The 12,181-nt window shown below is 66.6% G+C and carries 12 protein-coding genes; 7 read left to right on the top strand and 5 right to left on the bottom strand.

The window, feature by feature from the left end:
• The first annotated feature begins 310 nt into the window (after positions 1–310).
• From V6M37_RS10745 to V6M37_RS10735, 3 genes are all read left to right on the top strand, one after another.
• Complete coding sequence (locus V6M37_RS10745) at positions 311–2,296, top strand: AsmA family protein (RefSeq protein WP_332673088.1); 1,986 nt, start codon at positions 311–313, stop codon at positions 2,294–2,296.
• A 37-nt stretch (positions 2,297–2,333) separates the two neighbouring features.
• Positions 2,334–2,471, top strand: coding sequence for a DUF3096 domain-containing protein (locus V6M37_RS10740; protein WP_332673087.1), 138 nt, complete (start codon positions 2,334–2,336; stop codon positions 2,469–2,471).
• A 176-nt stretch (positions 2,472–2,647) separates the two neighbouring features.
• Entirely contained in the window at positions 2,648–3,121 is a 474-nt protein-coding gene (locus V6M37_RS10735) for a phasin family protein (protein ID WP_332673086.1), read from the top strand.
• 124 nt (positions 3,122–3,245) lie between these two features.
• Here the strand turns inward: V6M37_RS10735 and V6M37_RS10730 are convergent, their stop codons facing one another.
• Complete coding sequence (locus tag V6M37_RS10730) at positions 3,246–3,449, bottom strand: CsbD family protein (RefSeq protein WP_332673085.1); 204 nt, start codon at positions 3,447–3,449, stop codon at positions 3,246–3,248.
• Positions 3,450–3,678: 229 nt separating this feature from the next.
• On the opposite strand from V6M37_RS10730, the gene V6M37_RS10725 reads away from it, so the two are divergent.
• Both V6M37_RS10725 and V6M37_RS10720 read left to right on the top strand, forming a co-directional pair.
• Positions 3,679–4,953, top strand: coding sequence for an HD-GYP domain-containing protein (locus V6M37_RS10725; RefSeq protein WP_332673084.1), 1,275 nt, complete (start codon positions 3,679–3,681; stop codon positions 4,951–4,953).
• A complete protein-coding gene (locus tag V6M37_RS10720; protein WP_332673083.1) occupies positions 4,950–7,364 on the top strand; it encodes a sensor domain-containing protein in 2,415 nt (804 codons plus the stop codon). Before V6M37_RS10725 ends, V6M37_RS10720 begins: the two co-directional genes overlap by 4 nt.
• A gap of 13 nt (positions 7,365–7,377) precedes the next feature.
• Here V6M37_RS10720 and V6M37_RS10715 read toward each other — a convergent pair whose 3' ends face one another.
• Positions 7,378–8,634: a class I SAM-dependent methyltransferase gene (locus tag V6M37_RS10715; RefSeq protein ID WP_332673082.1), complete on the bottom strand. Its 1,257-nt coding sequence runs from the start codon at positions 8,632–8,634 to the stop codon at positions 7,378–7,380.
• A gap of 253 nt (positions 8,635–8,887) precedes the next feature.
• Between V6M37_RS10715 and V6M37_RS10710 the strand changes: the two genes are divergently transcribed.
• Together V6M37_RS10710 and V6M37_RS10705 are read left to right on the top strand one after the other, a co-directional pair.
• Positions 8,888–9,304, top strand: coding sequence for a CopG family transcriptional regulator (locus V6M37_RS10710; RefSeq protein ID WP_332673079.1), 417 nt, complete (start codon positions 8,888–8,890; stop codon positions 9,302–9,304).
• A gap of 16 nt (positions 9,305–9,320) precedes the next feature.
• Positions 9,321–10,649 (top strand): extracellular catalytic domain type 1 short-chain-length polyhydroxyalkanoate depolymerase, encoded by a 1,329-nt coding sequence (locus V6M37_RS10705; protein WP_332673077.1) that lies wholly within the window; start codon positions 9,321–9,323, stop codon positions 10,647–10,649.
• A gap of 192 nt (positions 10,650–10,841) precedes the next feature.
• On the opposite strand, the gene V6M37_RS10700 is transcribed toward V6M37_RS10705, so the two are convergent.
• The 3 genes from V6M37_RS10700 to V6M37_RS10690 all read right to left on the bottom strand — a co-directional run bounded on the left by V6M37_RS10700 (position 10,842) and on the right by V6M37_RS10690 (position 12,180).
• Positions 10,842–11,420 carry a NapC/NirT family cytochrome c gene (locus tag V6M37_RS10700; protein WP_332673076.1) on the bottom strand — a complete coding sequence of 193 codons (579 nt, stop codon included), beginning with the start codon at positions 11,418–11,420 and terminating at the stop codon, positions 10,842–10,844.
• Positions 11,421–11,446: 26 nt separating this feature from the next.
• Positions 11,447–11,779 carry a c-type cytochrome gene (locus V6M37_RS10695; RefSeq protein WP_332673075.1) on the bottom strand — a complete coding sequence of 111 codons (333 nt, stop codon included), beginning with the start codon at positions 11,777–11,779 and terminating at the stop codon, positions 11,447–11,449.
• A gap of 155 nt (positions 11,780–11,934) precedes the next feature.
• The gene (locus V6M37_RS10690; protein WP_332673073.1) at positions 11,935–12,180 is read right to left on the bottom strand and encodes a CDGSH iron-sulfur domain-containing protein; all 246 of its coding nucleotides are present in this window, start codon (positions 12,178–12,180) and stop codon (positions 11,935–11,937) included.
• Position 12,181 lies beyond the last annotated feature (1 nt).

Here is a 12,181-nt window from a genome sequence, read left to right as displayed (position 1 = left end):
AACTTCGAAATGGGGCCGTCCAGTCTGGAGTCGTCGGCGTCGAAGCCTGGCTTCGGGCCGAAGAAGAAATCGTCAGCGTCGGAACGGTGCCGTGGACCCGGGCCTGCCCGTCGCTCTCTGCGGTGATCGAACGACGCCCGCCCGAGCGGGTTCGCAACCGCCGTGATGGGGCGGGGTCGGACAATCCCGGGAACCCGGTTTGCTGCGCATCGGCGACGGACCTCGAGCCTGCCCTTATGCCCCTGATCGATTCCGGCGCTTGCCCCGACCACCTGTGCGGCGCCCCGCGTGATTCCCGGAGCCGCGCGCGATGACCGCGACACGGGTCGCACGCGCCGTCGGCTGGATGCTGCTCGGCCTGGTCGTACTGGTCGCGCTCGTCGTGCTGCTGTTCGACCCGAACTGGCTGCGTGGGCCGATCATGCGGCAGACGACCGAGAAAACCGGGCGCGAGCTCGTCATCGAGGGCGATCTCGGCATCGACTGGGGCTGGCCGGTGACACGGCTCAGCGCGGCGGGCATCAGTTTCGCGAACCCCGAATGGGCCGAGGAAGACCAGATGCTGAGGGCCGAGAACATCACCGTCGGCGTCAGCCTGCCCCAGTTGCTCCGGCGCAACCTCATGCTGCCCGAGATCGATCTCGACACCGTCGACGTCTTCCTCGAACGGCACCCGGACGGACGCCGGAACTGGCTGCTCGACCGCGAGCAGAAGGATGAAGGCGCGCGCCTCGAGATCGGCACGCTGTCGCTGCACGATGGCCACATCCGCTACTTCGAGCCGGCGCAGGACACGCGCATCGACGCAAAGGTGTCGACGTCCGACGTAGATGGCGAGGCCGGTGCGCGCCCCGACGCGCGCGGCGCGGCCACTGCTGAGGACAACGGCCGCGTCGCGCGGAGCGCGGGCGACGCCGGCATCCGCTTCGACGCGAAGGGCCGCTACAAGGGGATGGCCATGCAGGCGCGCGGCAGCGGCGGGCCGGCGCTCGCGCTGCGCGACGAAACCACACCCTATCCGCTCGACATCGAAGCGCGCTTCGGCCGCACGCGGGTAAAGGCCGACGGCAGCATCACGAGCCTGCTGAAGTTCAGCGCGATCGATCTCGACGTGGACCTGCGCGGCGCGAGCCTCGCTCGGCTGTTCCCGCTGATCGGCATCGCGCTGCCCGAAACCCCGGAATACCGCACGGCGGGGCATCTCGTCCGCGACGGCAAGACCTGGCGCTATGAAGAATTTTCCGGTGCGATCGGCAACAGCGAGGTCGGCGGCACGCTGCAGGTCGATACCGACGGCGAACGGCCCTATCTGCACGGCGCACTGACGTTCAAGAAGCTCGATTTCGCCGACCTTGGGCCGGTCGTCGGCGCGACAGGCGACACCGAAGCGGCTGGAGACGCCCCCGCCGAAGCCGGCGGCAAGGTGCTGCCGCAGACGCCGTTCCGCACCGACCGCTGGAATACCGTCGACGCCGACGTAACGCTGAAAGCCGGCACGATCCGCCGCCCCGAGGAGCTGCCGATCGACAATCTCGACACCCGTCTGCAGCTGCGTGACTCGGTGCTGACGCTCGATCCGCTGAAGTTCGGCTTCGCCGGCGGGACGCTCGCCGGGACGATCAGGCTCGACGGCAAGAGCGAGCCGCTGAACGCGAGCCTCAAGCTCGGCGTCCGCCAGCTCAAGCTCGCGGAGCTCTTCCCGACGCTCGACGAGTCGAAGTCGAGCATCGGCGAGCTCAACGGCGAGTTCGACCTGAAAGGCAACGGCAACACGGTCGCCGCGATGCTCGGCAGCGCGGACGGCGAAGCCGCGCTCATCGTCGCCGACGGCCAGGTCAGCCGCTTCCTGATGGAAGCGATCGGCCTGCACCTGTGGGAGATGCTGCGGCTGAAGCTCGCCGGCGACGAGCTCGTGCAGATCCGCTGCGTGATCGGCGACTTCGGAGTCAAGAAGGGGGTCATGGAGACCAACGCGCTGGTGTTCGATACCAGCGTCACGCGGATCCACGGCTCGGGGACGGTCGACCTCGGCAAGGAAACGCTCGACCTGACGCTGGTCCCCGATACGAAGATCACGACCGCCGTCGCGCTGCCGAGCCCGATCTACATCCGCGGCACGTTCTCCGACCCCGAGCCGTCGATCGACCCCGCCCGCGTCGCGGCCCGCGGTCTCGGCGCGGTCGCGCTCGGTTTCATCAACCCGCTGCTCGCGCTGATCCCCCTGATCGAAACCGGGCCGGGGATGGACAGCCAATGCGGCCGCCTCATCCAGGAGGCGAAGGCCGCACGCGGGTGAGGCCGGTTTCTGCAGCACCCCTTCGAGGAGTCACGCAATGGATCTTCATCTGAGCATCGGCCCGCTCGTCGCGCTGCTCGCCGGCATCCTGATTCTCGTGATGCCGCGGTTGTTGAACTTCATCGTCGCGATCTACCTGATCATCATCGGCGTCATCGGCCTTTTCGGCGTGTGACAACCGGGTACGGAAACATTCGGTATTGAATCAACGCTTGATTCTGTGCCCGCACACGCCATACTGAAGATTCTGCTGCAATGCAGCACGGCGACGTACACGAGTTTCCCCGGCGCGCAGCAAGGCAAGCCGCGGGAACTCGTGTCCGATCAACTGGAAGGCCAATAGGAGACACCATGCCTTTTCAATCGAACAACCTCCTCGCGGGCGGCGAGGCCATGGTCGACGCGTTCCGCACGATCTCCAGCCTGTACATGACGAGCGCGCAGCGCCTGCTGGAGCTCAACCTGAACACGATGCGCGAAACGGTCGAGAAGACGGCCGAAGCGACGCGCTCGACCTCGGGCGCGCGGTCTCCGCAGGAGCTCCAGGGCGTGTTCCAGCCGATCCTCGATTGCACGCAGGAGTACAGCCGCGATGCGCTCGAAATCATCGTCGGAACCCAGCAGGAAGTGATGAAGGTAATGCTGACGCAGTTCGCCGGCCCGAACAGCGCGTTCTCGCTGCCGACGGACTGGAGCGCCGCGTTCGACGCGTTCAATACCGGCATGCGCCGCTTCTCCGCGATGGCGACCGAGAACGCCGCCGACGCAGCCGAAGCGGGGTCGCGCGCGTTCACCTCCGCCGCGCAAGGCAAGCGCTCCGCGTAACAGCGAGTCGCGAGTAGTTCGGCGCCGCACGGCGTCGACAGGAAGGCCCCTCGCGGGGCCTTCGTTCATTTGAACGCCCGCCCGGAGCCTTCGGTTCGTTCCCGCAACCGGGGAACCCCGGCGCTCAGAACTTCTGCCGCTCTTCCCAGTCGGCGATCTGCCGCTCCGCTTCGTCCTTCGAGATGCCGTAACTCTCCTGGATTCGCCCGGCGAGCTGGTCCCGCTTGCCGGCGATCATGTCGAACTCATCATCGGTAATCTTTCCCCACTGTTCCTTGACGTTGCCCTTCAGCTGCTTCCAGTTCCCTTCGATGCGATCCCAGTTCATTGCTCGCTCCTTCCAGTTGGGTGCCGAAACGGGGGGCGCCTGACCCGAACGGATGCCGGCAGGCCCCGCGCCGCTCAGCGGGATGCAATCCGCAGTCCCGGCCGGGGGCCAGCGATCGAGTTTCATTCGACTCGTGTGGCATAGTGCCGCGGACGGACGTATGCAGCTGCTATATCTTTCTCCGCACGCACGATGCGGCCGTGCCCACGAAAGACCCCGAGCCCTCCTCATGCCCGACACGCTGACCGAAGTCATCGACATTGCCCGGTTGCGGGTCGGCCATTTCGTCTTCGTCGATCTCGGCGGGATCTCGCACCCCTTCCCGCTCAACGGCTTCAGGATCCAGTCCACCGCGCAGATCGAAGTACTTCGCGCGCTGGGCATCGAACGGATCCGGTATTCGCCCGACCGCAGCGATCCGGAGCCATGCTTTCCGCGCGAACCGGCCCGCGCGGCGATCGACGATCGCGATAAACCCACTGCCAAGGCGAAGCAAAACCGCTCCGCACGGAAGGAGACGCTCGACGAACGGCACGCCCGGCTGCAAGCCTGCGAGCGGGAATTCGTCGGTGTCGCGCGGAGCTACCGTCGGATCGTCGAACTCGCGCGCGCGAGCCCGCCGAAGGCGCACGAGTCCACGCAGCGGCTCGTCGCGGAGATCGCGGGGCCGCTGATCCGCTCGTCGGAAACCTGCATCCACCTGCTGTCGGAAAGGGTCGGCGACCACGCCCCGCACGAGATCAACGTCACGGTGATTTCGCTCCTGCTCGGAAAGGCCTGCGGACTGGACGAGGCCGCGTTGCACGAACTCGGCGTCGCCGCGCTGCTGCATGACCTCGGCAAGCTCGACCTGCCCGACCGGCTGCGCTACGAATACGACCCGCGGTCGGCGGCGGAACAGCAGCTTTTCCAGAACCACGTCGGCCACGGCGTCGCGATCGGCACCCGAATGGGGCTTTCGAACGACGTGCTGAAGATGATCGCGCAGCATCATGAACGCGCCGACGGCAGCGGCTATCCTGCCCGTCTCACGAACGACCGGCTGCCGCCCGGCTCCCGCATCCTCACTGTCGCGAACCATTACGACAACCTCTGCAATCCGGGCAACCCGGCGCTCGCTCTGACGCCGCACGAGGCGCTGTCGCAGATCTTCGCGCATGCGAAGGAAAGCTTCGACGCGACGACGGTGAACGTCCTGGTCCGCATGATGGGCGTCTATCCGGCCGGCTCGATCGTGCAGCTCACCGACGACCGCTACGCGCTCGTCTTGTCCGTCAACGCGACCCGGCTGCTCAAGCCGAGGATCATCATCCACGACCCCCAGATTCCCCGCGCCGCGGCGCTCGTCGTCGATCTGGCCGAACACCCCGCGCTCGGCATTCGCCGCAGCCTGCGGCCGCTGCAGTTGCCGCGCGCCGCCCTCGACTACCTGTCTCCGCGCACGCGCATCTGCTACTTCTTCGAGCACGCGCGACGTGACGACGACGAGGATCTCGCGCGATGAAGTCGCGTGCCTGCTGGCAATCGCTGATCGAGGGACTGCTCGAATCGGTACTGGTCGTCGACGGCGGCGACCTGCGGATCCTGTGCGTCAATCACACCGCCTGCGACTTGCTCGGCGTCGACGCGAAGGCGCTGATCGGGCGCCCCGTCCTGGATCTGGCCGCGACGCCCGAAGACCTGTTCTTCTGGGAAGAAGTGAGCCGCGGCCTGTCCGACGAAATCCTCTCCGAGACGATCCTGCGCCACTCCGACGGCTCGACCCTCACGGTCGACCGCCGCGTCAGCCGGATCGCGACCGGCGGTCGCAACAGCGTCTATCTCGTCGGCATCAACGACCGCAGCGAACAGCGTCGGGTCGAGGACGAGCTCGAAAAACTCGTCGCCGAACTGCGCGCGACCCTCGAGTCGACCGCCGACGGCATTCTCGTCGTCGATCTCGCGCACCGCGTCCGCAGCTACAACCAGCGGTTCGCCGAACTTTGGGACATTCCGTACGCGCTGATGACGCGGCGCGCCGACTCGGCGACCCACGACTGGCTCGCGCGCAGCGTGGTCGATCCCGATAGCTACGCATCGCGCCTCGAGGAGCTGCGCCGGTCGCCGCTGCTCGAAGCCACCGACGTGATCGTCCTGCGCTCGGGCCGCGTGCTGGAGCAGGTATCGCTGCCGCAATACGCGCGCGGCCGGCCGGTCGGCCGGCTGTTCTCGTATCGCGACATCACGCGCCGCCTCGCGGACGAATCCCGGCTGCAGCTCGCGGCGAAAGTGTTCTCCGCCAGCCTCGACGCGATCCTCATCACCGACAGCGAGCACCGCGTCGTCGCCGCGAACTCGAAGTCGCAGAAATCGAGCGGCTATCAGGAAGCGGAGCTCGTCGGCAAGCGCACCGACGCGCTGCTCTACAAACCCGACGACGACACCTTCGTGCCCCGTCTTCTCGACCGGCTGCAGGACGACGGCTACTGGGAAGGAGAGATCTGGTATCGCCTCAAGGACGGCTCAGGCATTCCGGGCCTCGCCTCGCTGGTCCGCGCCCGCGACGACGAAGGCAAGGCGCCGCAGTACGTCCTGTTCTTCAAGGACCTCACCGAACGGCTGGCGGCGAAGAAGCGCATCGAGGAACTCGCCTACTACGACCTGCTGACCGGCCTGCCGAACCGCGTGCTGCTCGGCGAGCGGATCGACTTCGCGTTGAACTGGTCGGCGCGCGAAAAACGCAGCTTCGCGGTGCTCTTCATCGACCTCGACCGCTTCAAGCAGATCAACGATTCGCTCGGCCATATGTTCGGAGACCGCGTGCTCGTCGAAGTCGCCAAGCGCATCCGCGGCTGCCTGCGCCACTGCGACACCGCCGCGCGGCTCGGCGGCGACGAGTTCCTGCTGCTGCTCCACGACGTCGACGCGCACGGCGCCGAAGCGACCGCGCAACGCATCCTGCGCTCGCTGTCACGCTCGTTCATGCTCGACAACATCACGCTGACGGTGACCTGCAGCATCGGCATCGCGCTGTACCCGGCCGACGGCGAAAGCGCCGACGATCTCATCAAGAACGCCGACACCGCGATGTACCGAGCGAAGGAACGCGGACGCGCGGACTTCCGCTTCTACCAGCGGCAGATGAACGTCAACCTGCTCGCGCGCATGAAGCTCGAGCAGGCGATGCGCGACGCGCTGGAGCATCGGCGGTTCCGGCTCCGCTACCAGCCGCAGATCGACCTTCGAAGCGGCCGCATCCTCGGCGTCGAAGCGCTGATCCGGTGGACCGACCCGGACCTCGGCAAAATCCCGCCCCACGATTTCATTCCGCAGGCCGAAGAGAGCGGACTCATCATCCCAATCGGCAATTGGGTGCTGAACGAAGCGGTCGACCGCGCGCTACTGTGGCGCCGCCGCGGCCTCGACCTCGTCGTCGCGGTGAACGTCTCCGCGCTCCAGTTCCAGCACTCGGACTTCGTGCATTCCGTCTCGACCGCGCTGCGCCGCACGGGGCTTCCGCCGTCGCATCTCGAACTCGAACTGAGCGAGTCGATCCTGGTCCGCGACGCCGAAGAGGCGCTGCTTCGGCTGCGCGCCCTCGCCGAGCTCGGCGTGCGGCTTTCGATCGACGGCTTCGGCACCGGCTACTCGAGCCTGACCTACCTGAAGCGTTTCCCGATCCGCAAGCTGAAGATCGACCGCTCCTTCATCGGCGGGCTGCCGGACGACGAGAGCGACACCGCGATCACCGCGGCGATCGTCAATATCGGCCGCGCCCTTAAGTTCGACGTCATCGCAGAAGGCGTCGAAACCGAATCCCAGCGACGGTTTCTCGAACAGATCGGCTGCGACCAGTTCCAGGGCTTCCTCTGTTCGCCGGCGGTCGATCCCGACGAACTCGAGGCGCTCGTCCGCGCGTCACCGGCGACGCCGTAAGACATCCCGCACGTCAGCGAGCCGCGAGCCGCCACAACGAAGTGACTTCCGCTGCACGGGCCGCGTGAAGCGGGTCGTCCGCGTCGGACGCGCGCGGATGCTGCGGGCGCGCATCGAGCCGGCCGACAACCGTCAGCCCGGCGGCCTCGACCATCGCGAGGAAATCATCACGCGAGCGCAGCCGGAGGTGTTCGGCGAGATCCGACAGGATCAGCCAGCCCTCGCCCTGCGGCGCGAGATGCGCCGCGAGGCCACCGAGAAAACCGCGCAACATGCGGCTCTCCGGATCGTAGACCGCGTGTTCGACCGGCGAACTGGGCCTCGCCGGCACCCATGGCGGGTTGCAGACGACGAGCGGGGCACGCCCCTCCGGGAAAAGATCCGCCTCGACGACCTCGACCTGCCGCCCCAACCCGAGCCGCGCGACGTTCTCGCGCGCGCACGCCAGCGCCCGAGCGTCCTGGTCGGTCGCGACGACGCAGCGAACCCCGCGGCGCGCGAGCACCGCCGCGAGCACGCCGGAACCGGTGCCGATGTCGAACGCGAGTTCGCTCGCACCCGGCGGCAGCGGCGCCTGTGCGACGAGCGCGACATACTCGCCGCGCACCGGCGAGAACACGCCGTAATGCGGATGGATATGCGCGCCGAGCGCGGGAATCGGCACGCCTTTCTTGCGCCACTCGTGCGCGCCGACGAGCCCCTGGACCTCGCGCAGCGACGCGACGAACTCGCCGTCCGGCGGCCCGTAGGCTTCCTCGCACGCCTCGCGGATGTCAGGCGCGCGGCGCAGCGGGATGCGGTAGTCAGCGTCGAACGGCACGAGCAGCATGCCCAGCGTGCGGGCGCGCTGCGCCTGCGCCTGGCGGTGCAGATGAAAGGCTTCCGGCATCGTGCCGCTCGCAGCCGCGGTCCCGGGCGATGTGCCAGGCGCCGCAGTGACGGCGGCCTGCTCACCCACCGGAGCTGCCGCGGCCCGCGCCGCCTTCCGCGCTGCGTTCGCCGCCTTGCCCGCCTTGCCGCCCTTCCCCGCCTTCGCGGGCTTGCGGTCGATGCGTCGCGCGATCGCCTGCAGCAACAGCCGCGCGTTGTTGAAATCCCCGCGCCACAACAACGCCGTGCCCTCGCAAGCGAGACGGTAAGCGGTGTCGGCCGGCATCGTATCGTCGGCGACGACGACCCGCTTCGGCGGCCGTGCGCCGCTCTCCGAACGCCAGTGCGCCGAGCGCGCCTCGCCATCTTCCAGCCACACGATTTTCGATTCTTCGGTCACGTGCGCCCCCGCCCCCTGCCGGCCCAGGAGCGAGCCGACTTTCGCGGGGAAGCCCCGTCCTGTTTGTGCTGTTGCATCAACCGCTCCTTCGAAGAAGAGCTCCATTTTCCGCGAAAAGCTCACCGACGGACGTATTGCCGGATGAATCGCTTCTTAGCGGGCAACAGCGTCCGATGAGAATCCTCCAATCACGCCTTGACTTCTTCATTGTTTCGCCCAAACTACCATCCATATGGATGTTTAGGAGATGGTAATGAGTGTTCATGAACTGCGCTCGAAATCTGGAGAAACGAGTGAAAAAATTACGATCAACCTCGGGGTCGTCGACCTGGGACAGATCGATCTGCTGGTCCAGGAAGGCTTCTACTCGAACCGCACCGACCTCATTCGAACGGCGATCCGCAATCAGCTCGCGACTCATGCGGAAGTGATCCGCGAAACGGTCGCCCGCAAGACCTTCGTCCTCGGCCTGCAGCATTACACCCGCCGCGACCTCGAGGCTGTGCAGGCCGCCGGACAAACCCTCCAGATACAAGTGCTGGGGCTTGCCAGCATCGCTGCCGACGTACCACCCGAACTCGCGCTGGCGACGATCGACTCGATCATCGTGCTCGGCGCGCTCCACGCCAGCGCTGCCGTGAAGGCGGCGCTGGCGGACCGAATCAGGTGACCAAGGAGATTCCACGATGAATGCCCGACTCAATTCCGACCTGCTCGAAGCCACACGGCTGACGCGCGCCGGTCAGCTCCTCGAAGCGACCGCCCTCATCCAACGCGCGCTGGGCGGCCACGCGGCACCGCCGCCCGCGGCTCACGCTAGCCCGGAGCGCCGTGCCGGGGAGCCCCCGATCGAAGGTCGCTGCCGCGTCATCGACATCAGCCCGGCCGTGACCGGCGAAGTGCAGCGCCTCCGGCGGAATGAAGTACCCGCGTGGGACGAGCCGCAGACTACGAGCGAACCGGTCTCCCCGTCGTTGCGCTTCGGTTCGGCCCTGCGCGAGAAGCTGTTCAAGTTCCCTGGACCGGCTCCGGTCTTCGATCCGATCGCGCCGCGGCAAGCGCCCGATCCGCTACCCGACGGTGCCCAGTTCATCACCGGGTCGTACACCAACCCGGCGGGTACGCGCAGCTACAAACTGTATGTCCCGAGCAGCTATCGCGGGCAGCCGTTGCCTCTCGTCGTCATGCTGCATGGCTGCACGCAAAGTCCCGACGACTTTGCCGCGGGCACCCGCATGAACGAACTCGCCGAGAAGGAGGGCTGCCTCGTGCTCTATCCGGCCCAGTCGACCTCGGCGAACGGTTCGAAATGCTGGAACTGGTTCAAGCCTTCGGACCAGCGCGCCGATCAGGGCGAACCGTCGCTGATCGCGGGCATGACGCGCGACGTCGGGGCAAGCTACAAGACCGATCCGCTGCGTATCTATGTCGCCGGTCTATCGGCCGGCGGGGCGATGGCGACGACGATGGCCGCGACCTATCCCGATCTTTATGCCGCAGCCGGCGTCCATTCCGGATTGCCCCACGCGGCCGCCCACGACCTGCCCTCCGCGCTGGCCGCGATGCAGCAGGGTGGGAAGCGCGCCGGGTGCCCCGCGACGGGCGCGGGACACAGCAGACCGCCGGCCCGGCCCGTCCCGATCATCGTCTTCCACGGTGACCGCGACACGACAGTTCATCCCCGTAACGGAGAGCAGGTGATCGTCCAGTTTTCACCGACCGGTTCGCACCCGGCCGGCCAACCCCGACCGGGCGCGGATCGGCGTGTGAAGGTTGAAAAGGGCCAGGTACCGCAGGGGCGCGCTTACACCCGCACCACCTATCACCACCCGAGCGGCGCACCGCACGTCGAGCAATGGACGATTCACGGCGCGGGTCACGCCTGGTCCGGCGGCAGCACCCGCGGCTCCTATACCGATCCGCAGGGGCCGGACGCGACGAAGGAAATGCTGCGCTTCTTCCTCGCGCACCCCTCCGACGAACTTCTCCCGCCCAAAGCGGAGCCAACGAGGTAAAGGCCCGTCCGCTCCCGGCGGCTCGATCCCCGCGCCACCCGATTCAGTCGCATCATGGGACGTCTGCGCCGCTGCCCCGTTGAATCCGAGGCATAAAAAGCGCCGCGGGAGCTCACCGGATCGGCGCGCCCCCTCTTCAAAACCAAGGGCGCGCGCCGCGATAGCTCCCCGCGGGCGCCGTACGACTACGGCTTACAGCGCGCTGAAGTCAATTTCCTGCGGACCGGGGCCTTCCGGCTCCTGGTGCGCGATCCCGAAGTGGCAATCGATGCAGGTCATGCCTTCCCGCTCGGCTTTCGCGTGGCGGGTTTGCGCGCGTTCCGACTGCAGGTCGGCGGCCATCGCGGCCTGCGTGTGGCAGTGGCGGCATTCGCGCGAGTCGGTGGTCTTCATCCGTTTCCAGACGTTGACCGCAAGCTGGTAACGATGCTCTTCGAACTTCTCGCGCGTGTCGATCTTGCCGGTCAGCTTGCCCCACAACTCGCCGGACGCCTGGACCTTGCGGATCAGCAGGTCGACCGTTTCGCGCGGCACGTGGCAATCCGGGCATTTCGCGCGAACGCCCGAAGCGTTGCGGTCGTGCGGCGTGTCCTTGAACTCGACATAGACGTTGTCCCGCATTTCATGGCATCCGGTGCAGAATGCCTCGGTGTTGGTCCATGCCAGACCGGCCGTCGCACCGCCACCGACGACCAGGGCTCCGACGACGCCGACGATGAGCAGTAGCCAAGGCGACTGGCGCCCCAACCACGTTGTTATTTTTTTGAACATGATCAGCCCCCTGATTAGTCAGCGGTTCAGAGCGAGAGAATCCACTGGACGACGTTCTTCGCCGCGGCCGGATCGTCGGTCTTGAGCGTCTCGTGATCCTCTTCCTTGCCGTCGACCTTGACCTTGCTCGGCACCGTCACGTGCTTCATCAGCTTTTCCTCCGCGTCGGCCTTGTCCTTGTGTTTCGCCGCGACTTCCTTGTACGACGGACCGTCCTTCTTCTTGTCGATCGCGTGACAGGTCAGGCACTTGCTCTTGCGGACCAACGCGTTGGCGGCCGACGCATCGACTTCGGCAACTGCGGGAAAACTCGTCGCGGCGACGGCAAGAACGGCGGCAATCATGCAAAGGCGCTTCATTTCAGATCTCCTGGATCGTCGACCGGGAATGCCCGACAGGGCGATTCCCAGGGGGAAGACGGTAGGTCCGCCCCCATACAACCCCGCACGGTGCGTCTGACGCACGCGCGGGAAACAGCTCGCTTCCTCCGGTCCGGCGAAGCGAGCGGACTTGCTTACAGCTTCTGATGACTTCCGTCGCACATCACGCCGTTGTTGCCGTGTTTGCAACCGCAGAAATACGCGGTCTTGCTTTCCTCGGCCTTGTATTCGACCGGCGTAAAGCCGGTTCCCTGGTGGCTGCCATCGCAGAACGGCTGCTTGGCGCTCTTGCCACAGGAGCACCACCAGTAGCTCCTGCCCGCCTCGACGTCGACGGCATACGGAGATTTCTGCGCGATTTGCGCGGTTTCTTTGGACATT

This window comes from Aromatoleum sp. (genome assembly GCF_036675785.1).
Taxonomy (GTDB): domain Bacteria; phylum Pseudomonadota; class Gammaproteobacteria; order Burkholderiales; family Rhodocyclaceae; genus Aromatoleum.
The sequence above is the reverse complement of the archived record's forward strand: the minus strand, read 5'-3'. Positions and strand labels throughout refer to the sequence as shown.

What these genes read in the sequence shown, in the direction of transcription:
- V6M37_RS10725 (WP_332673084.1), top strand. Translation starts at nt 3,679, where the DNA reads ATGCCCGACACGCTGACCGAAGTCATCGACATTGCCCGGTTGCGGGTC.
- V6M37_RS10720 (WP_332673083.1), top strand. Translation starts at nt 4,950, where the DNA reads ATGAAGTCGCGTGCCTGCTGGCAATCGCTGATCGAGGGACTGCTCGAA.
- V6M37_RS10735 (WP_332673086.1), top strand. Translation starts at nt 2,648, where the DNA reads ATGCCTTTTCAATCGAACAACCTCCTCGCGGGCGGCGAGGCCATGGTC.
- V6M37_RS10695 (WP_332673075.1), bottom strand. Translation starts at nt 11,779, where the DNA reads ATGAAGCGCCTTTGCATGATTGCCGCCGTTCTTGCCGTCGCCGCGACG.
- V6M37_RS10705 (WP_332673077.1), top strand. Translation starts at nt 9,321, where the DNA reads ATGAATGCCCGACTCAATTCCGACCTGCTCGAAGCCACACGGCTGACG.
- V6M37_RS10710 (WP_332673079.1), top strand. Translation starts at nt 8,888, where the DNA reads ATGAGTGTTCATGAACTGCGCTCGAAATCTGGAGAAACGAGTGAAAAA.
- V6M37_RS10740 (WP_332673087.1), top strand. Translation starts at nt 2,334, where the DNA reads ATGGATCTTCATCTGAGCATCGGCCCGCTCGTCGCGCTGCTCGCCGGC.
- V6M37_RS10745 (WP_332673088.1), top strand. Translation starts at nt 311, where the DNA reads ATGACCGCGACACGGGTCGCACGCGCCGTCGGCTGGATGCTGCTCGGC.
- V6M37_RS10730 (WP_332673085.1), bottom strand. Translation starts at nt 3,449, where the DNA reads ATGAACTGGGATCGCATCGAAGGGAACTGGAAGCAGCTGAAGGGCAAC.
- V6M37_RS10690 (WP_332673073.1), bottom strand. Translation starts at nt 12,180, where the DNA reads ATGTCCAAAGAAACCGCGCAAATCGCGCAGAAATCTCCGTATGCCGTC.
- V6M37_RS10700 (WP_332673076.1), bottom strand. Translation starts at nt 11,420, where the DNA reads ATGTTCAAAAAAATAACAACGTGGTTGGGGCGCCAGTCGCCTTGGCTA.